Source organism: Pseudomonas orientalis (genome assembly GCF_022807995.1).
Lineage (GTDB): Bacteria > Pseudomonadota > Gammaproteobacteria > Pseudomonadales > Pseudomonadaceae > Aquipseudomonas > Aquipseudomonas orientalis_B.
In genome coordinates this window covers 5,528,454-5,547,246 of record NZ_CP094351.1, presented here as the reverse complement: position 1 = coordinate 5,547,246, position 18,793 = coordinate 5,528,454, and the positions used below count along the sequence as shown (strand labels likewise).

Sequence of the window (18,793 nt, the reverse complement as noted above, 5' to 3'; positions counted from 1 at the left end):
CCCACATGGATTTGTGCCCGCTCAGAATCGTAGACCAGTCGTTACCGTCGCAGCGTTGAACACCAACAATACCCCGAGAAAGTCAATGCCCACGCCGGCAGCGGCGGCAACCTTGCCTACAGCATTTTTCGCCGTACGGTTACAGCGGCGCGTTTTATTACGGTAAAGTCGCTTACAACGGGTAGCACACAGGAGGCGCAACGCTTTTCGCCATGACCGCCATTGAAACCGATCTTTTGCAGTTGGCTTACCCTCCGCGGCTCGATCTTGGGCCGCAACTCACTCACGAACAATTAATGAGCTCCATGCAGGCCACCATGGCCAGGCATAAGGGTGGGCCGGTCTGGCTGTTTGCCTATGGTTCGCTGATCTGGCGTCCTGAATGTTCGTCGAGCGAGCGGGTGCGCGCGCGGGTTCACGGTTATCACCGGGGCCTGTACCTGTGGTCCCACGAGCATCGGGGTACGCCGGAGTTGCCGGGCCTTGTATTCGGGCTGGATCGGGGCGGTTCGTGCAGCGGGTTTGCTTATCGCTTGCCGGAAGATCAGTTGGAGGCTTCGCTGTATGCATTATGGCAACGCGAAATGCCTTACCCCTCCTACAAGCCGCACTGGCTCAGTTGCCGCCTGGAAGATGGCAGTCAGGTGCAGGCGTTGGGATTTGTGCTGGAGCGACACTTGCCCAGCTATGCTGGCAACTTGCCCGATATCGTGCTGAACCACGTGCTGCAAAGCGCTTGCGGACGTTACGGCACCACTCGCGATTATGTCGAGCAGACCGTCAACGCCCTGCGTAGCCACGCCATGCCAGATAAGAACCTGGAGGCGCGGCTCAAGCGTTGTGCAAAGGATTGCTCAGGTAGCTAACGCGCCGAGCTGACGCTGTTGGTGTGCCACAGCGTCGGGATCAGGAAGGCGATCGCCAATACGCACGCGCCAATCAGCAGCACGAAACCACCGTCCCAGCCGAAGTGGTCCACGGTGTAGCCCATCGCCGCGCTCGCCGCTACCGAACCGCCCAGGTAGCCGAACAGGCCGGTGAAGCCCGCGGCGGTACCGGCGGCTTTCTTCGGTGCCAATTCCAGTGCCTGCAGGCCGATCAACATCACCGGGCCGTAGATCAAGAAGCCGATGGAGACCAGCGCGATCATGTCGACCATCGGGTTGCCCGGCGGGTTGAGCCAGTAAACCAGGGTCGCCACGGTCACCAGCGCCATGAACACGATGCCGGTCAGGCCGCGATTGCCACGGAAGATCTTGTCCGACATCCAGCCGCACAGCAGCGTGCCCGGGATACCTGCCCACTCGTAGAAGAAATATGCCCAGGACGACTTGTCGACGGTGAAGTGCTTGGCTTCCTTGAGGTAGGTCGGTGCCCAGTCCAGTACACCGTAGCGCAGCAGGTAGACGAACACGTTGGCAAACGCGATGTACCACAGCATTTTGTTACGCAGCACGTACTTGACGAAGATTTCCTTGGCGCTGAATTCGTCTTCGTGGCTGGCGTCGTAGCCTTCCGGATAGTCGTTCTTGTACTTCTCGATCGGCGGCAGGCCAACCGATTGCGGGGTGTCGCGCATGGTCATGAAGGCAAACGCCGCCACGGCCAGCGCCACCGTGGCCGGTACGTAGAAGGCTGCATGCCAGTCATTGAACCAGGCCATGCCCAGCAGGAACAGCGGACCGATCAGGCCGCCGCCGACGTTGTGCGCCACGTTCCACACCGAGACCACGCCGCCGCGTTCCTTCTGCGACCACCAGTGCACCATGGTCCGCCCACTTGGCGGCCACCCCATGCCCTGGGCCCAGCCGTTGATGAACAGCAAAATGAACATCATGGTCACGCTGGACGTCGCCCAGGGCGCGAAACCGAAAATGAACATCACCCCCGCTGACACCAGCAGGCCGAAGGGCAGGAAGTAGCGCGGGTTGGAGCGGTCGGACACCAGGCCCATGAGGAACTTGGACAGGCCGTAGGCAATCGCGATGGCCGACATTGCCAGGCCCAGTTCACCACGGGTGTAGCCCTCGTCGATCAGGTAGGGCATGGCCAGGGAGAAGTTTTTGCGCAGCAGGTAATAGCCGGCATAACCGAAGAAAATACCGGCGAAGATCTGCCAGCGCAGGCGTCGGTAGGTGCTGTCTATTTTTTCTTCAGGCAGGGGCGCCTGGTGTGCGGCAGGGCGAAAGAAAGCAAACATTCAAGAGCTCCAAATTTCTTGTTTTGACTGCGGATGCGAATGTTACAGTTTCGTTACCGAAAATAGCATCGCCTCTTATCCGCACACACAGGAAATGGGAGCAATTGCATGTTCTCTTATGAACATGTCGCAAATAAGTAAGTGGGGGTCGTTGAGGATCAAATGTGGGAGGGGGCTTGCCCCCGATGGCGGTGTATCAGGTTAGTCATTCCTGGCTGACCCACTGCTATCGGGGGCAAGCCCCCTCCCACATTTGGGCTGCATTCCACTTCGGTCAGCGGATTTGCACCACAACCTTACCCACCGCCTTGCGCTGCCCCAGATCATTGATCGCCTGGGCCGCCTGCTCCAGCGGATACACCTGCGATACCAACGGCTTCAACTTGCCCTCGCCGTACCAGGTGAACAACTGCTGAAAGTTCGCCGCATTGTCCTGCGGCTGACGCTGGGCAAACGAACCCCAGAATACGCCCACCACCGCCGCGCCCTTGAGCAGTGCCAGGTTCACCGGCAATTCAGGAATGCGTCCGCTGGCAAACCCCACCACCAACAGACGGCCGTTCCAGGCGATCGAGCGGATCGCCTGGTCAAACAGGTCGCCACCGACCGGGTCGTAGATCACGTCGGCGCCATTGCCGTCGGTGAGGCGCTTGACCTCATCCTTGAAGTTGGCTTCGCTGTAATTGATCAACTCATCGGCGCCGGCGGCCTTGGCCACCGCGAGTTTGTCGGCGCTGCTGGCGGCGGCGATCACCCGGGCGCCCATGGCCTTGCCGATTTCAACGGCGGCCAGGCCCACGCCACCGGAAGCGCCGAGCACCAGCAGGGTTTCGCCGGGTTGCAGGTTGGCCCGCTGTTTCAGCGCGTGCATCGAGGTGCCGTAGGTCATGCTGAAGGCGGCGGCGGTGGTGAAGTCCATGCTTGGCGGGATCGGCAGCACGTTATAGCCCGGCACCGCTACCTGCTCGGCAAAGCTGCCCCAGCCGGTCAGGGCCATCACGCGATCACCGACCTTCAAGTGGCTGACCTTTTCCCCGACCTCACTCACCACGCCCGCCGCTTCGCCACCCGGCGAAAACGGGAAGGGCGGTTTGAACTGGTATTTGCCCTCGATGATCAGGGTGTCGGGGAAATTCACCCCGGCTGCGTGCACGTCCAGCAGGATTTCGTTCTTCTTGATCGCGGGGCCGGCGATCTCTTCCAGCACCAGGGTTTCGGCGGGGCCGAAGGCTTTGCACAGCACAGCTTTCATCGGACTATTCCTTTTGGCATCGTGGCCGATAAGTGTAGGAGGGTACGCCCGTGGGTCAACGAGCATGCCCGCGCCTGATAAGCCCCCATAAGCTTGTGCTCAGCCTTGCTAGCGTTATGCTACTGGGCAACCGAATTCGAGGAATGAACTGTGAAAGCGTGGATCCTGTTGATGCTGGCCCTGACCTTGCCGATGGCCGCCCAGGCCGAAGAGGCCAAAGAGGGCGAGGCGCCGAAGGTCAGCTATATCAGCCTGACGCCGCCGTTTGTGGGTAACTATGGCCTGGATGGCACGGCAAAACTCAAGGTATTCAAGGCCGACATCGCTCTGCGCGTGACCGGCGAAGAAGCGGCAAAGTTGGTCAAGGCCAACGATCCGTTGATCCGCAACCAACTGGTGGCACTGTTTACCCAGCAGACCAACGAGACCATGAGCAGTGTTGAAGGCAAGGAAAAGCTGCGTCAGGAAGCGTTGAAGCAGACGCAGCAAGTGATGAGCGATGAGACCGGCAAGCCGGTGGTAGAAGACCTGTTGTTCAACAACCTGATCATTCAGTAACGCCCCTCAACGCAAACCCATGACCGCCGTCCACTGTTCGGCAGTGACCGGCATCACCGAAAGCCGGCTGCCTTTTTGCACCAACGGCAGTTCGGCCAGCGCGGCCTGCTGTTTCAGATAACCCAGGCCCAGTACCCTGGGAAATGTCTGCACGTGCGCGACGTCGATTGCGCTCCACGGGTTTTTCTCCGGCGTGGCTTTGGCATCGAAATAGTGGCTTTCTGGCGCCAGCGCGGTCGGGTCAGGATAGGCGGCCTCGACGATTTTGCCGATGCCGGCAATGCCCGGCTCGGGACAGCTGGAATGGTAGAAGAAGAATTCGTCGCCCCCCGCCATGGCCCGCAAAAAGTTGCGCGCCTGGTAATTGCGCACCCCATCCCAGCGGGCTTCACCGAGCTTCTCCAGGCCTTTGATCGAGAGTTCGTCGGGCTCGGATTTCATCAGCCAGTAGGCCATTTTTGCGCTCCTGAAAAAGGCATTGGGCAAGTTGTCGGGCAATCCCGTGACAAACCGACAGTCGGTTGGCGTCAAGGTTTGCGTGTTGGTTCACGTTACCGCAGAATGCCGGGCTTCAAGCTTGGCGCAGTTGCAACGGACTACTTTGGAACGTTGTTGTCATCGTGTACGAGATGCCTGAAGGGGGGCAATCGATGCAACGTAAACCGGATTTACTATGGATATTGGTTATTTTGTTTGGTCTGGGTGTTGTGACCACCGGTTATGCCCAGAGCCTGTGGTCGAACAAGACCGATGCACCGGTTGAACTCTCGCCTGTGCAGCAGCAATTCAAGCGTTGACACGACTTTAAAGCGTCGCTGGTCCCAGCGACGTTTCTGCCACATACCATTGCTTATCGGTGACAGTGCCCGCCAGCGGCACGTCCCAACTCGCCTGCGCCAAGCGATCAACCTGCTGACATGCATGGGCCAGCCCCAGCAGCGTAGGCTTGCGCCAACTTTTACGCCGGGCGAGATAGGCCAGGCTGCGGTCATAGAATCCGCCACCCATGCCCAATCGCCCACCTTCATTATCGAACCCCACCAGCGGCAGCAGCACCAGGTCCAGCGCCCACACTTTGCGTTGGCGGTGGGCATCGGCCCGAGGTTCGAGAATGCGAAAGCGGTTGGGCAACAACTTATCCCCAGGTCGCACGCGCTGGAACACCATCTTGGTACGCGGCCACGCACTCAGTACTGGCAGGTAGGTGGCCTTGCCGCGGCGCTGGGCAGCGCGCAGCAGCAGGCGCGGATCGATTTCACCGTCCGTCGGCAGGTATAAGGAAATATGTCTGGCCCGGCGAAACAGCGGGTGCTGTGCCAGTTGCCGATACAGGCCAATGGCGGCCTGGCGCTGCTCGCGGGGCGTCAGGGCGCGGCGGGCGTTGCGCAACATGCGTCGAAGTTGCGGACGGGAAAGCGGCGCAGGTTCGGTCATGGCTTTTCGGCTCATAAAACAATGCCAGTCCTGGGACTGGCATTGAGTTTGGGAATTCAGGCTCCCCGGCAGAGCCGCTGTCGACTAAGCCCTTGAACCCGAAAGTTCAAGGTGGAAGAAGCAGTAGGCTTTAAGGCTTTCCGTCTAGCGGACATGCACACCAGCCCAACGTGCAACTTCCAGGGTAGTGCGAATCGGCTCCGGGACATCGCCGACTGGCAAACACGCCAGGGAGTGAGGCGAGTATACCTTAAACAGACTCGGCAATCAGCCCTTGGGTGCGTCCGAATCGGTGGAAAGCGCCAGGTCAACGCGTTCAAGCAGGTCACGCACCTGCTCGCGGGTCGAGCCGCTGGCCTGCACGTCAGGGCGCTCCTGCTTGTGCAGCAGGTCGTGGGTAATGTTCAGTGCGGCCATCACGGCGATGCGGTCGGCACCGATCACTTTGCCGCTGCTGCGGATTTCACGCATCTTGCCGTCCAGGTAGCGGGCAGCGCTCACCAGGTTGCTGCGCTCTTCCTGGGGGCAGATGATCGAATACTCTTTGTCGAGGATCTGCACGGTAACGCTATTGCTTGAACTCATGAGTCTTGCTCCAGGGCCTTCAGGCGCGAAATCATCGATTCGACCTTACGCCGGGCGATTTCGTTTTTTTCAATGAGGTGAGCGCGTTCCTCGCGCCAGGTCTTTTCCTGAGCTAATAGGAGTCCGTTTTGACTCTTAAGTTGCTCGACCCGATCAATTAGCAGTTCGAGTCTGGCCATCAGCGCTTGCAGGTCGGTGTCTTCCATTGGGTTCCACTGGATTTTGTCTGATGAATGGCAACTTCAGGATAAACGATCTGACGCCCTCGATAGTCTTGGTACGTCTGCCGGTGCTAGGATACAGCGCTCCATTCTAGACATTGCGCCGTCTGGCGCCTAGCTCACCATGCCCATTCAGAACTCTCCGTACGACGCTTTTTCCAAACTGCTGAGCACCAGCGGTCATCCTTGCTCGCCTGCCGAACTGCACGGCGTGCTGTTGGGCCGCAGTTGCACCGGCGTGGGCTTTGATGCAGACAACTGGCTGGCCGATGTGGCCGAGCTGCTGGAAACCGAACCGACCGACAACGTGCGTAACGCGCTGATCGGCCTGCAAGAGATGGTCAAGGGCGAGCTGACCGGTGATGACGTCACCGTGGTCCTGCTGCTGCCCACCGACGATGCGCCGCTTGCCGAGCGCGCCGCTGCGCTGGGCCAATGGTGCCAGGGTTTCCTCCACGGTTTCGGCGTGAACGCCGGCGGCCTGGAACTGAGCACCGACGCCAAGGAAGTGTTGCAGGACCTGGCAGCCATCTCCCAGGTGCAAGACGCCCTGGAAGAATCTGAAGACGGCGAAGGCGATTACATGGAAGTCATGGAATACCTGCGCGTCGCGCCACTACTGTTGTTCACCGAGACCAGGAAGTCCGCTGAACCTGCGGCGCCCAAGCCGTCGCTGCACTGAAAAAGGAAGCCCGTCTGCCCATGATCCATATCCCCAAAGCGGAATACACCCGTCGCCGCAAGGCGCTCATGGCGCAGATGGAACCCAACAGCATCGCGATCCTGCCGGCCGCCGCCGTGGCGATCCGCAACCGTGATGTGGAACATGTCTACCGCCAGGACAGCGATTTCCAGTACCTGAGCGGCTTCCCTGAACCGCAGGCGGTGATCGTGCTGATGCCCGGTCGCCAGCATGGCGAGTACGTGCTGTTCTGTCGCGAACGCAACGCCGAGCGTGAGTTGTGGGACGGCCTGCGCGCCGGCACCGAAGGCGCGATCCGCGATTTTGGCGCTGACGACGCGTTTCCCATTACCGATATCGATGACATCCTGCCCGGCCTGATTGAAGGCCGCGACCGGGTGTATTCGGCCATGGGCAGCAACGCCGAATTCGACCGGCATGTGATGGAGTGGATCAATGTGATCCGCTCCAAAGCGCACCTGGGCGCCCAGCCGCCGAACGAATTCGTTGCCCTGGATCACCTGCTGCATGATATGCGCCTGTATAAATCGGCAGCGGAAGTCAAGGTGATGCGCGAAGCCGCGCGGATTTCCTGCGCTGCCCATGTGCGCGCGATGCAGGCCAGCCGTGCCGGTCTGCATGAGTTCAGCCTGGAGGCCGAGCTGGATTACGAGTTCCGCAAGGGCGGCGCGAAAATGCCGGCTTATGGCTCCATTGTGGCGGCCGGGCGCAATAGCTGCATCCTGCATTACCAGCAGAATGACGCGCTGCTCAAGGACGGTGACCTGGTATTGATCGACGCCGGTTGCGAGATCGACTGCTACGCCAGTGACATCACCCGCACCTGGCCGGTCAACGGCAAGTTCTCGCCCGAACAAAAAGCGATCTACGAGATTGTGCTGGCTTCCCAGGAAGCCGCCTTCGCGCAGATCGCGCCGAACAAGCACTGGAACCAGGCGCATGAGGCAACCGTGCAGGTCATCACCGCCGGGCTGGTCAAGCTGGGGTTGCTGCAAGGCGACGTTGACGAACTGATCGCCAGCGAAGCCTACCGCGCCTTTTACATGCACCGCGCCGGCCACTGGCTGGGCATGGATGTGCATGATGTGGGCGAATACAAAGTCGGCGGTGAATGGCGCGTGCTGGAAGTCGGCATGGCCTTGACCGTGGAGCCGGGGATCTATATTTCACCGGATAACCAGAACGTAGCGAAGAAGTGGCGTGGCATTGGCGTACGCATCGAGGACGACGTGATAGTGACCAAGCAAGGCTGTGAGATTCTGACCGGTGCGGTGCCCAAGACGGTGGCCGAGATCGAAGCGCTGATGGCGGCTGCCCGATGAGCCGGGTCAACCTGGCGATCATCGGCGGTGGCCTGGTGGGCGCCAGCCTGGCACTGGCGTTGCAGGCCGGGGCCAAGGCGCGAGGCTGGAAAATCGCACTGATCGAACCCTTCGCGCCCGGTGACAGTTATCAGCCGAGCTACGACGCACGTTCTTCGGCGCTGTCGTTTGGTGCCCGGCAGATCTATCAGCGCCTGGGCCTGTGGCAGGACATTTCCCGTCGCGCCGAGCCGATCAAGCAAATCCATGTGTCCGACCGTGGACGTTTCTCCACCGCGCGTCTGTCGGCCATGGAAGAGGGCGTGCCGGCCCTGGGTTACGTGGTGGAAAACGCCTGGCTGGGCCAATGCCTTTGGCAGGGCCTGGATAAAGACGTGGTCAGTTGGCGCTGTCCTGCGGAAGTCATGCGCATGGAGCCGCTGCCTGATGGCTACCGCCTGACCCTCAACGACGAAACGGTGCTGGAGTGCGACCTCGCGGTACTGGCCGACGGCGGCCGCTCGGCCCTGCGCGAACAACTGGGCATCGGCGTCAAGACGCGCCCGTATAACCAGAGCGCGCTGATCGCCAATATCACCCCGAGCGAAGCCCATAACGGCGAAGCGTTCGAGCGCTTCACCGATGAAGGCCCGATGGCCTTGCTGCCGCTGCCCGACAACCGCTGCGCGTTGGTCTGGACCCGCATGGGCATGGACGCTCAGCGTCTGGCCAATCTTGACGAGCGCAGTTTCCTCAGCGAATTGCAGAGCGTGTTCGGCTACCGACTGGGCACCCTGAAGCAAGTAGGCGCGCGGCATCTCTATCCGCTGACCCTGGTGGAAGCGGAAGAACAAGTACGCTCGCACCTGGTGGTCCTCGGCAATGCGGCGCACAGCCTGCACCCGATCGCCGGGCAGGGCTTCAACCTGTCGTTGCGCGATGCCAATGCCCTGGCCGAAGCCTTGCTGGCCGGGCCTGCCGTGCCGGGCGACCTGGCGACACTGCAGCGCTACCGCGAGCGCCAGCGCCTGGACCAGCAACTGACCGTGGGTTTCTCCGACCAGGTCACGCGCCTGTTCGGCAGCGGGCAACCGTTGGTTGCGCTGGGGCGCAACCTGGGCCTGCTCGGCCTGGACCTGCTGCCGCCGGCCAAGCGCTGGTTCGCCCGTCAGGCCATGGGCCTGGGTACACGCTCCGATGCGTAAGTGGCTGATCCAGCGCCTGGGCAAGGCGCGGCTGCTGCGCTGGGTGATGACGCTCTATCCTCCGTACCTGGGCGCCGGGGTCAGCGTGCAACAGATGAGCGCCGACTTTCGTCACGTCAAGGTGCGCATGGGCCTGGGCTGGTATAACCGCAACTATGTGGGCACCCAGTTCGGCGGCAGTCTTTATTCGATGGTCGACCCGTTCTACATGCTGATGCTGATGGAGAACCTGGGCCGCGATTACATTGTGTGGGACAAGGCCGCCAGCATCGACTTCATCTCGCCGGGCAAAGGCCCGGTGTATGCCGAGTTTTCCATCGACGACGCCTTGCTCGATGAGGTGCGTCGACAGACCGCCGATGGCGAGAAATATTTGCCTCGCCTCAAGGTCCAGATTCACGACGGCTCCGGCACCCTGGTGGCGCGGGTCGACAAAACCCTTTACGTGCGGCGCAAGCCGCCAGCGAGACAGGCTTGACTATGGACATGCACGCAGATGTGCTGATTGTCGGGGCCGGAATGGTCGGAAGCGCCCTGGCGCTGGCGTTGCAGGGCAGTGGCCTGCAGGTGTTGCTGCTTGACGGCAGCCCGCTGAGCGTCAAGCCGTTCGAGCCGGCAGCGGCGTTTGAACCGCGAGTGAGTGCGCTGTCCGCCGCCAGCCAGCGCATTCTGGAGCGCCTCGGCGTGTGGGATGGCATCGTCGAGCGCCGCGCCAGCCCCTATGGCCAGATGCAAGTGTGGGACGGCAGCGGCACCGGGCAGATCCACTTCTCGGCGGCCAGCGTGCATGCCGACGTGCTGGGGCATATCGTCGAAAACCGCGTGGTCCAGGACGCCTTGCTGGAGCGCCTGCATGATTGCGACCTGGGGCTGCTGGCCAATGCGCGCCTGGAGCAGATGCGCCGTTCCGGCGATGACTGGCTGCTGACCCTGGCCGATGGGCGCAAGCTGCGCGCGCCGCTGGTGGTCGCCGCCGACGGCGCCAACTCCGCAGTACGCCGCCTGACCGGCACCCCCACCCGTGAATGGGATTACCTGCACAACGCCATCGTGACCAGCGTGCGCAGCAGCCAGCCGCACCAGCGCACGGCGTGGCAACGCTTCACCGACACGGGCCCGCTGGCATTCTTGCCGCTGGTGCGTGATGGGCAGGAGGATTGGTGCTCGATTGTATGGTCGACCACGCCGGCGGAGTCCGAGCGCCTGATGGCCCTGGATGATGAGCGCTTCTGCCGTGAGCTGGAGCGTGCCTTTGAAGGACGCCTCGGCAGCGTGATCAGCGCCGATCCGCGCGTCTGCGTGCCGTTGCGTCAGCGCCACGCCAAGCGCTACGTGGCCGAGGGCCTGGTGTTGATTGGCGATGCGGCCCACGTCATCCATCCCTTGGCGGGACAGGGCGTAAACCTGGGTTTTCTGGACGCTGCGGTGCTGGCCGAAGTGCTGCTGGCGGCCAGCGAACGTGGCGAACGCCTGGCGGATGTGAAGGTGCTGAGCCGCTACGAACGCCGGCGCATGCCGCATAACCTGGCGCTGATGGCGGCCATGGAAGGCTTCGAGCGCCTGTTTCAGGCCGATCAACTGCCGCTGCGCTGGTTGCGCAATGCCGGGCTGAAGATCGTCGACCAGATGCCCGAAGCCAAGGCAGTGTTTATACGCCAGGCCTTGGGCCTGACCGGCGACCTCCCGGACCTCGCCAAACTGTAACCGAGGTGCAACCCCCTGTGGGAGGGGGCTTGCCCCCGATGGCGGCCTCTTGGCTGGCCAGTATCTTGGATCAGACCGAGTACATATCCATTATTTAGGTAACGGCCACTTGGGGTTCCGCCCTGACGGCGGGTCACTTTGGAAAAAGCCCCAAAGTAACCAAAGGGCTCTTGCCCCACCACTCGGCACCTCGCTCAGGCTCGGTGTGCCCGAACGCAGGCTTGAATCCGTGGGCCGCCGCAATGGGCCATCCCTGGCCCAGTGCTGCTAACCCTGCGTCCTGCCGGGTTACCCACGGATTCAAGCCTGCGTTCGGCCAGCGTGGTTTAACGGGGCGCCTAAGATCAAGATCAAGAGCTACTCGCTGCGCATCGTGGTTAGCGTTGGGTGCTACAGCGTTGTGTAGAGATCTATGCCCGGAGGCCATCAGTCCTCACGCCTCTCTCCAACCGTGCAACATCTGGTAACGCCTCCACCAAGCGTTACCAAATGTGAGTCCTTATCATTTGCGCTCTTTTTGCAAATGAGAGACCGCACCCATGTTGGCACCCAAGCGCCTCCTGACTGCCCTGGCACTCACCCTGATCGGCAGCGCCACCGTGCAGGCCGCCGACGAAGTGGTGGTCTACTCCTCGCGCATCGACGAGCTGATCAAGCCCGTGTTCGACGCCTACACCCGCAAGACCGGCGTACAGGTCAAGTTCATCACCGACAAGGAAGCCCCGTTGATGCAGCGCATCAAGGCCGAGGGTGAAAACGCCACCGCCGACCTGCTGCTCACCGTCGACGCCGGCAACCTCTGGCAGGCCGAACAGATGGGCATCCTGCAGCCGTTCACCTCCGAGGTGATCGACAAGAACATTCCGCTGCAATACCGTTCCTCGGCCCACGCCTGGACCGGTTTGAGCCTGCGCGCGCGCACCATCGCCTATTCCACCGACCGGGTAAAACCGGGCGACCTGACCACCTACGAAGCCCTGGCCGACAAACAGTGGGAAGGCCGCCTGTGCCTGCGCACGGCGAAAAAGGTCTACAACCAGTCCCTGACCGCCACGCTGATCGAGACCCACGGCGCGGCCAAGACCGAAGAAATCGTCAAAGGCTGGGTGAATAACCTCTCCACCGATGTGTTCTCCGACGATATCGCGGTGCTGGAGGCGATCAATGCCGGGCAATGCGATGTCGGCATCGTCAACACTTACTACTATGGCCGGCTGCACAAACAGAAGCCGGACCTGGCGGTGAAGCTGTTCTGGCCCAACCAGGGCGACCGTGGCGTGCATGTGAACCTGTCGGGCATCGGCTTGACCAAACACGCGCCACACCCCGCGGCGGCCAAGGCATTGGTGGAATGGATGACTACGCCCGAGGCGCAGAAAATTTTCGCCGACGTGAACCAGGAGTTCCCAGCCAACCCGGCGGTGCCGCCGTCGGCCGAAGTGGCGACCTGGGGCAAGTTCGTCGCCGATACCTTGCCGGTGGAAGTGGCGGGTAAACGTCAGGCCGAAGCGATCCGCTTGATGGATCGCGCCGGCTGGAACTGAGTTTCTAAATCGCCGCCAATCAAAAGGTGGGAGGGGGCTTGCCCCCGATGACGGCGTGTCAGTCTAATCACCGGTGACTGACACTCCCTCATCGGGGGCAAGCCCCCTCCCACACTGTTTTGTGTCTGCCTTCAGATAGTCCACTCCCAGGGAATTTGCTTTTGGCCCACCCCGCCCAACGCCGCTGGTACCTGCCGGTTTTTACCGTCGCCGCCCTGGTGCTGCTGCCGCTGAGCGTGCTGCTGCTGTCCTGGCAAAGCATCGACCAGCAGATCTGGTCGCACCTGTGGGACACCCAGATGCCGCGTTTGCTGGGCAACACCTTGACCCTCGTGCTCGGCGTCGGTATTGGCGTGACGTTGCTGGGGGTGAGCCTGGCCTGGCTGACCAGCCTCTGCGAGTTCCCGGGGCGTCGCTGGCTGGATTGGGCATTGATGCTGCCCTTTGCGATTCCGGCCTATGTGCTGGCCTTCGTGTTTGTAGGCTTGCTGGACTTTGCCGGCCCGGTGCAGACCCTGCTGCGTGAAGGGTTCGGTGCGGGGCTGCGCCTGCCGCGTGTGCGTTCCACCAGCGGTGTGATCATCGTCTTGGTGCTGGTGTTCTACCCCTATGTCTATCTGCTGGCGCGTTCTGCATTCCTGGCCCAGGGCAAGGGCTTGATGGAGGCGGCACGGGTGCTGGGCCAGTCGCCGTGGCAGGCGTTCTGGCGCGTGGCGCTGCCCATGGCGCGGCCGGCGATCGGTGCCGGTGTCGCCTTGGCTTTGATGGAAACCCTGGCGGATTTTGGCGCGGTCTCGGTGTTCAATTTCGATACGTTCACCACCGCCATCTATAAAACCTGGTACGGCTTTTTCAGCCTGTCCAGCGCCGCCCAACTGGCCAGCCTGTTGCTGCTGGTGGTGATGCTGGTGCTGTATGGCGAGCGGCGCGCGCGGGGAGCGAGCCGGCCCGGCAACGAGCGTCCGCGTGGCACGGCGTTGTATCACCTGCATGGGTTCAAGGCGGCCGCGGCCAGTGGCTGGTGTGGCCTGGTGTTCGCCTGCGCCTTTGTTATCCCGATGCTGCAACTGGTGGCCTGGTTCTGGCAGCGCGGCCGGTTCGATCTGGATGAGCGCTACACCGGCCTGATCCTGCACACTCTGTATCTGGGCTGCATCGCGGCGCTGGTGACGGTCAGCGTGGCGCTGATACTGGCGTTCGCCAACCGCCTGGCGCCGACGCGGGCGATTCGTTCCGGCATCAGCCTGGCCAATGTCGGTTATGCCTTGCCCGGCTCGGTGCTGGCGGTGTCGATCATGCTGGCCTTCAGCTATCTTGACCGCGAACTGGTGGTGCCACTGTCGGGCTGGCTGGGCGGCGCGGGCAAGCCGTTGCTGCTGGGCAGTCTGTCGGCGTTGGTGCTGGCGTACCTGGTGCGATTCCTGGCGGTCGCCTACGGGCCTCTGGAAAACAGCCTGGCGCGTATCCGCCCGTCGTTGCCCGAGGCCGCGCGAAGCCTGGGAGTGAGTGGGCCACAACTGTTTTGCAAGGTGTATCTGCCGCTGTTGCTGCCCGGCACCCTGAGCGCGGCGTTGCTGGTGTTTGTCGACGTGCTCAAGGAAATGCCCGCCACCTTGCTGATGCGCCCGTTTGGCTGGGACACCCTGGCGGTGCGCATCTTTGAGATGACCAGTGAAGGGGAATGGGCGCGGGCCTCGCTGCCGGCGCTGACCCTGGTGCTGGTCGGGTTGTTGCCGGTCATCGGCTTGATCCGACGTTCGGCACGCCAAATCGGCTAGGTGCCAGTCCTACAGCTTGCGGCTACAATGCGCGGCATTCGGTGTGCTCCGTCTTTCGGATCGACCTGCTGTATGTGGCTGCGGGCCTTGTCGTTCAAGGCGTTCGGCGCAAGTGGCAGCTCTGCGCACCTTCGCCAAGCCCGGAAGGAGAAACCCATGGGACAGCGTACGCCTCTGTATGACCTGCATCTCGCCCTCGGCGCGAAAATGGTCGATTTTGGCGGTTGGGATATGCCGTTGCATTACGGCTCGCAAGTCGAGGAGCACCATCAGGTGCGGCGCGACTGCGGGGTGTTCGATGTATCGCATATGACCGTAATCGATGTCAGCGGCCCCCAGGCCAAGGAATGGCTCCAGCACCTGCTGGCCAATGATGTCGATCGATTGCACGGCTGCGGCCGCGCGTTGTACAGCGCCATGCTCAACGAGCAGGGCGGGGTGGTGGACGACATGATCGTCTACTGTACCGAAACCGGTTACCGACTGGTGGTCAACGCCGCCACCCGTGACCAGGACATGGCCTGGATGCAGGCGCAACTGGGCAGCTATCAGGTGCAACTGCAGGAGCGCTCCGAGCTGGCCATGCTTGCCATTCAAGGTCCCCATGCACGGCAGAAGATCGCCGAACTGGTGACCCAGTCCCGTGGCACCCTGATCCATCAGCTCAAACCTTTCGAAGGCCAGGCCGACGGCGACTGGTTTATCGCTCGCACCGGCTACACCGGCGAAGACGGCCTGGAGATTGTCCTGCCTGCCGACCAGGCGCCGGGTTTTTTCAACGACCTGGTGGGCGCCGGTATTTCCCCCATCGGCCTCGGTGCCCGCGATACCTTGCGCCTGGAAGCCGGCATGAACCTGTATGGCCAGGATATCCACCAGCAGGTTTCGCCCCTGGCCGCCAACATGGCCTGGAGCATCGCCTGGGAGCCGGCAGGGCGCAACTTCATCGGTCGTGCTGCGCTGGAAGCGGAAAAAGCAGCCGGTGTGCAGTTCAAATTGGTCGGGCTGGTCCTGGAAGAACGTGGGGTTCTACGTGCTCACCAGGTGGTTCGTATCGCCAATGTTGGCGAAGGGGAGATCACCAGTGGTAGTTTCTCACCTACGCTTAGCAAATCCATTGCGCTGGCGCGTGTACCGACGGCGACCGCCGACCGGGCCGAAGTGGAAATCCGCGGCAAGTGGTACCCGGTTCGAGTGGTCAAGCCGACCTTCGTACGCCATGGCAAGACCTTGATCTAACTATTTTCCGGCAGGCCACTGGCCGCTGACATTTCTTCTTGAGGACACAGACTATGAGCAATATCCCTGCCGACCTGCGCTTTGCCGACAGTCATGAGTGGGCCCGTCTGGAAGCTGACGGCACCGTGACCGTCGGGATCTCCGACCATGCACAGGAAGCGTTGGGTGATGTGGTGTTTGTTGAGTTGGCTGAGGTGGGCGCCACGTTTGAAGCCCAGGGCCAGGCGGGTGTGGTGGAGTCGGTGAAGGCGGCTTCGGACATCTATGCCCCGGTTGCAGGGGAAGTGATTGCGGTCAACGAAGAGCTGAGCGGGAGTCCTGAGCTGCTGAACTCTGACCCTTATGGCGCCTGGATTTTCAAGCTCAAGCCAAGCAACGCGGCTGATCTGGACAAGCTGCTCGATGCTGCAGGCTACAAAGCGGCCATCGGCGAGTAAACGCGGAACCCAATGTGGGAGGGGGCTTGCCCCCGATGGCGGAGTGTCAGCCGATTCATCAATGGCTGACCCGGCGCAATCGGGGGCAAGCCCTCTCCCACATTGGATAATCAGCCTGCTTTCAATACCGCCTTGACCGCCCCCACGGCGCGCTCCACATCTGCCTCCGTCATCGCCGTGAACATCGGCAACGACACGATCAATCGCCCCACACGCTCCGCTACCGGGAACATCCCTTCCTTGAATCCCTGTGCCCGATACAGGCTCAGCAGGTGGATGGGCGGGTAGTGATAGCCAATGCCGACGCCCTGGGCCTGCATCTGCTCCATAAAGGTGGCACGGGCGGGCAAGCCATCCTGACGCTCCGGCAATACCAGTTGGAACAGGTGCCAGTTGCTGTTTTCGAAGTCCGCCGGCGGCAGTTGTGCGCCGTACTGTTGTTCAAAATCACTGCCGAAGCATTCGAAGTAGTGCCGCGCCAGGTTCTGACGGTGGGCAGTGATCTTCTCGATATGAGCAAATTGCCCCAGGCCGATGGCGGCGGCGATATCGGTCATGTTGAACTTGCCACCCAGCACGTCCACATCCAGGCCGTCGAAACCATTGCGGGTCACGCCTTGCAGGCGGTATTTCTCGGCCAGGCGGGCTTCTTCTGCGTTGTTCAGCACCAGGCACCCACCCTCGGACGAGGTGATGTTCTTGTTCGCCTGAAAGCTGAACGACACGAAGTCGCCGGTAGCGCCGATGCGTTCCCCGTCCCAACTGGACCCCAGGGCCTGGGCGGCATCCTCGACGATGCGCAGGTTGTACTTGTTGGCCAGCGCGTAAAGCATCGGCATATCCAGGGGCAAACCTGCCAGGTAGACCGGGATGATCGCTTTGGTGCGCGGGGTGATCGCCGCTTCAACCTGGGCCAGATCAATGTTGCGGGTCACCGGGTCGATATCGGCAAAGACCGGGGTGGCGCCCACCTCCAGGATGACGTTGGCCGTGGCGACCCAGGAAATTGGCGTAGTGATCACTTCATCCCCAGGCCCGATGCCGGCGATGCGCAAAGCGATCTCCATGGTGCAGGTGCCGGAGTTGAAGGTTCGCACCGGGCGGCCGCCAAAGTACTCCGACAACTGCGCTTCGAACGCCTGCACCTTCGGCCCACTGGTGATCCAGCCGGAACGCAGAACATCGCCGACCGCCGAGATCGTGGCTTCGTCAATGGTAGGTTTGGAGAACGGCAGGAAAGGCTGTTGGCTCATGACGAAGAAGGCATCCGATAGGCGATGAGTGATGGACGTGCGAGTCCTGCATGGTTGCACGGTGCGACTGAATATAGCCTGTCGCCCGTGAACGATTCGTCATGTTGCAGGCAAAAAAATGCCGCCTCGACGACGGCATTTTTTGCAGGGCGTCAAAAGCCGAAGCGGGCTTCAAGAAACAGATTCTGTTCCTTGAGCTTACCTTTGAGCTGTTCATCACGGGCATTGGCCCTGTTGGCAAACGTGTTGTAGCCAGTTTCAACATCGCCCATGGCGGTATAACGATAGCCGGTGCCCAAGGTGAGTCGCTCACTGAGCCTGGCTTCCAACCCAATGCCCAAGCTGTAGGCAAAGTTGTGCTGCCGGTTGCCGGCAAAACGGCGGGTATCGTTGGTTTGGTAGCCTGCGGCGTCGACTCGCGCGACGCCCATGCCGGCCATCCCGTAAAACGACAGCCAGTCATTGATAGTTATGTCCTTGTAACCATTGAGCATCAGGCGCTGGCTCTGAGTGTGCAGGCTATTGACGTTGGCATTGAAGGGCGCCCAGTAGGACTTGAATGTCGAGGTATTGGGCATGGTGTACTCGCCCTCCAGGCGCCATCCGTTGGCAAAGGCATAACCCACTGCAAAGGAGCCAACCACCGATTTGCTGCTGTCCGGTGCAGCCACACGTTCTGTCACGCGGGGGCTGGTCAGCAGAGCGCTGGAGAGGTTCTGGCGGGTACTGTTGAGCTTCGTCGAACCATACCAGCTTTCTGCCAGGGCACAGGGAGCTGCAGCTGCCGACAGAAGGCAGGCGAATACAAGCTTTTGCATGGAGACTGATTCACTTTGTCGAAAAAGGAATCGGTAGCTTGTTGTCTGCTATCCACGGGCTCGACAGGACTGATCCGACGGTTGCTCAGAAAGCTCAAATCTTGACGTAATCAATCGCGAGTTCTGTTGTAGGGCAAATGCAAAAATGCCGCTTGAAAAAGCGGCATTTTTTTAACGCTGTAGTCGTTACTCGTTACTCGGTAACAGCGTTCTTCGCGAGGATGGCGTTGGCCAGCTCCATGTCCGTGGCCTTCAGGCCAGGGTTATCGGCGCGGACTTTCTGCATGGCCGCTTCCAGGTACGGGCCGCGGATGCCGCCGTCGCTGGCGACAAAGCTGCCGGCGTCGTCCTGGGCAGCGACGACCATCTTGTGGTCCTTGAAGGTCAGGTAGGTCGAGCCGGTGGTGGCACCCGACGAGATGACATTACGCCAGAAGCTGTCGGCCATGGCTGAGCCGACAGGGAGGGAGAGCACAGCGAGGGTTGCGACAGCATATTTAAGACGCATGATGGGTGACTCCGGTGGGTTATCTGTACGTTTTGATTGTAGTTAACCTGATC

At 61.4% G+C, this 18,793-nt stretch carries 21 protein-coding genes and 1 other RNA gene; 12 read left to right on the top strand and 10 right to left on the bottom strand.

Annotation, left to right across the window (positions count from 1 at the left end; all coding sequences use genetic code 11):
• Positions 1–212 precede the first annotated feature (212 nt).
• A complete protein-coding gene (locus MRY17_RS24970) occupies positions 213–866 on the top strand; it encodes a gamma-glutamylcyclotransferase (RefSeq protein ID WP_057723381.1) in 654 nt (217 codons plus the stop codon).
• Here the strand turns inward: MRY17_RS24970 and glpT are convergent.
• Together glpT and MRY17_RS24960 are read right to left on the bottom strand one after the other, a co-directional pair.
• A complete protein-coding gene (gene glpT, locus MRY17_RS24965; protein ID WP_122485128.1) occupies positions 863–2,200 on the bottom strand; it encodes a glycerol-3-phosphate transporter in 1,338 nt (445 codons plus the stop codon). The genes MRY17_RS24970 and glpT overlap by 4 nt on opposite strands.
• Positions 2,201–2,474: 274 nt before the next feature.
• Positions 2,475–3,452, bottom strand: a complete 978-nt coding sequence (locus MRY17_RS24960) for an NADPH:quinone oxidoreductase family protein (protein WP_191956206.1) — start codon at positions 3,450–3,452, stop codon at positions 2,475–2,477.
• 150 nt (positions 3,453–3,602) lie between these two features.
• Here MRY17_RS24960 and MRY17_RS24955 point away from each other — a divergent pair, with 150 nt between their 5' ends.
• Positions 3,603–4,010 (top strand): flagellar basal body-associated protein FliL, encoded by a 408-nt coding sequence (locus MRY17_RS24955; RefSeq protein WP_191952540.1) that lies wholly within the window; start codon positions 3,603–3,605, stop codon positions 4,008–4,010.
• Positions 4,011–4,016: 6 nt separating this feature from the next.
• On the opposite strand, the gene MRY17_RS24950 is transcribed toward MRY17_RS24955, so the two are convergent.
• Complete coding sequence (locus tag MRY17_RS24950) at positions 4,017–4,466, bottom strand: EVE domain-containing protein (RefSeq protein ID WP_191956207.1); 450 nt, start codon at positions 4,464–4,466, stop codon at positions 4,017–4,019.
• Positions 4,467–4,660: 194 nt separating this feature from the next.
• Here MRY17_RS24950 and MRY17_RS24945 point away from each other — a divergent pair, with 194 nt between their 5' ends.
• Positions 4,661–4,807 carry a hypothetical protein gene (locus MRY17_RS24945; protein ID WP_015886446.1) on the top strand — a complete coding sequence of 49 codons (147 nt, stop codon included), beginning with the start codon at positions 4,661–4,663 and terminating at the stop codon, positions 4,805–4,807.
• Positions 4,808–4,814: 7 nt separating this feature from the next.
• Here MRY17_RS24945 and MRY17_RS24940 read toward each other — a convergent pair whose 3' ends face one another.
• From MRY17_RS24940 to MRY17_RS24925, 4 genes are all read right to left on the bottom strand, one after another.
• Positions 4,815–5,444: a 5-formyltetrahydrofolate cyclo-ligase gene (locus tag MRY17_RS24940; RefSeq protein WP_181284252.1), complete on the bottom strand. Its 630-nt coding sequence runs from the start codon at positions 5,442–5,444 to the stop codon at positions 4,815–4,817.
• Between the two features lie 58 nt (positions 5,445–5,502).
• A non-coding RNA gene (gene ssrS / locus MRY17_RS24935) (6S RNA) lies at positions 5,503–5,681 on the bottom strand.
• Between the two features lie 30 nt (positions 5,682–5,711).
• Positions 5,712–6,029, bottom strand: a complete 318-nt coding sequence (locus MRY17_RS24930) for a cell division protein ZapA (protein WP_057723387.1) — start codon at positions 6,027–6,029, stop codon at positions 5,712–5,714.
• Entirely contained in the window at positions 6,026–6,235 is a 210-nt protein-coding gene (locus MRY17_RS24925; protein ID WP_003177365.1) for a TIGR02449 family protein, read from the bottom strand. The genes MRY17_RS24930 and MRY17_RS24925 overlap by 4 nt, the downstream gene beginning before the upstream one ends.
• A 139-nt stretch (positions 6,236–6,374) precedes the next feature.
• On the opposite strand from MRY17_RS24925, the gene MRY17_RS24920 reads away from it, so the two are divergent.
• From MRY17_RS24920 to gcvH, 9 genes are all read left to right on the top strand, one after another.
• Positions 6,375–6,932, top strand: a complete 558-nt coding sequence (locus tag MRY17_RS24920) for a YecA family protein (protein ID WP_181284247.1) — start codon at positions 6,375–6,377, stop codon at positions 6,930–6,932.
• Positions 6,933–6,952: 20 nt separating this feature from the next.
• Positions 6,953–8,275 carry a Xaa-Pro aminopeptidase gene (gene pepP / locus MRY17_RS24915; protein WP_181284246.1) on the top strand — a complete coding sequence of 441 codons (1,323 nt, stop codon included), beginning with the start codon at positions 6,953–6,955 and terminating at the stop codon, positions 8,273–8,275.
• Positions 8,272–9,459 (top strand): 2-octaprenyl-6-methoxyphenyl hydroxylase, encoded by a 1,188-nt coding sequence (gene ubiH, locus MRY17_RS24910; protein WP_243353022.1) that lies wholly within the window; start codon positions 8,272–8,274, stop codon positions 9,457–9,459. Before pepP ends, ubiH begins: the two co-directional genes overlap by 4 nt.
• Positions 9,452–9,937, top strand: coding sequence for a DUF4442 domain-containing protein (locus tag MRY17_RS24905; protein WP_065887025.1), 486 nt, complete (start codon positions 9,452–9,454; stop codon positions 9,935–9,937). Before ubiH ends, MRY17_RS24905 begins: the two co-directional genes overlap by 8 nt.
• An 8-nt stretch (positions 9,938–9,945) precedes the next feature.
• The gene (locus MRY17_RS24900; protein WP_191956247.1) at positions 9,946–11,163 is read left to right on the top strand and encodes a 2-octaprenyl-3-methyl-6-methoxy-1,4-benzoquinol hydroxylase; all 1,218 of its coding nucleotides are present in this window, start codon (positions 9,946–9,948) and stop codon (positions 11,161–11,163) included.
• A gap of 539 nt (positions 11,164–11,702) precedes the next feature.
• On the top strand, positions 11,703–12,707 hold the full coding sequence (locus tag MRY17_RS24895) for an extracellular solute-binding protein (RefSeq protein ID WP_057723393.1): 1,005 nt from the start codon (positions 11,703–11,705) through the stop codon (positions 12,705–12,707).
• 161 nt (positions 12,708–12,868) lie between these two features.
• Positions 12,869–14,485, top strand: coding sequence for an ABC transporter permease (locus tag MRY17_RS24890; protein WP_191956208.1), 1,617 nt, complete (start codon positions 12,869–12,871; stop codon positions 14,483–14,485).
• Positions 14,486–14,641: 156 nt separating this feature from the next.
• A complete protein-coding gene (gcvT, locus tag MRY17_RS24885) occupies positions 14,642–15,724 on the top strand; it encodes a glycine cleavage system aminomethyltransferase GcvT (RefSeq protein WP_191956209.1) in 1,083 nt (360 codons plus the stop codon).
• A gap of 53 nt (positions 15,725–15,777) precedes the next feature.
• Entirely contained in the window at positions 15,778–16,161 is a 384-nt protein-coding gene (gcvH, locus tag MRY17_RS24880; RefSeq protein ID WP_191956210.1) for a glycine cleavage system protein GcvH, read from the top strand.
• Between the two features lie 110 nt (positions 16,162–16,271).
• Here gcvH and MRY17_RS24875 read toward each other — a convergent pair whose 3' ends face one another.
• The 3 genes from MRY17_RS24875 to MRY17_RS24865 all read right to left on the bottom strand — a co-directional run bounded on the left by MRY17_RS24875 (position 16,272) and on the right by MRY17_RS24865 (position 18,740).
• Positions 16,272–17,414 carry a DegT/DnrJ/EryC1/StrS family aminotransferase gene (locus tag MRY17_RS24875; RefSeq protein WP_181282573.1) on the bottom strand — a complete coding sequence of 381 codons (1,143 nt, stop codon included), beginning with the start codon at positions 17,412–17,414 and terminating at the stop codon, positions 16,272–16,274.
• A gap of 152 nt (positions 17,415–17,566) precedes the next feature.
• Complete coding sequence (locus MRY17_RS24870; protein WP_191956211.1) at positions 17,567–18,232, bottom strand: outer membrane protein; 666 nt, start codon at positions 18,230–18,232, stop codon at positions 17,567–17,569.
• 193 nt (positions 18,233–18,425) lie between these two features.
• The gene (locus MRY17_RS24865; RefSeq protein ID WP_060753557.1) at positions 18,426–18,740 is read right to left on the bottom strand and encodes a DUF2388 domain-containing protein; all 315 of its coding nucleotides are present in this window, start codon (positions 18,738–18,740) and stop codon (positions 18,426–18,428) included.
• Positions 18,741–18,793 lie beyond the last annotated feature (53 nt).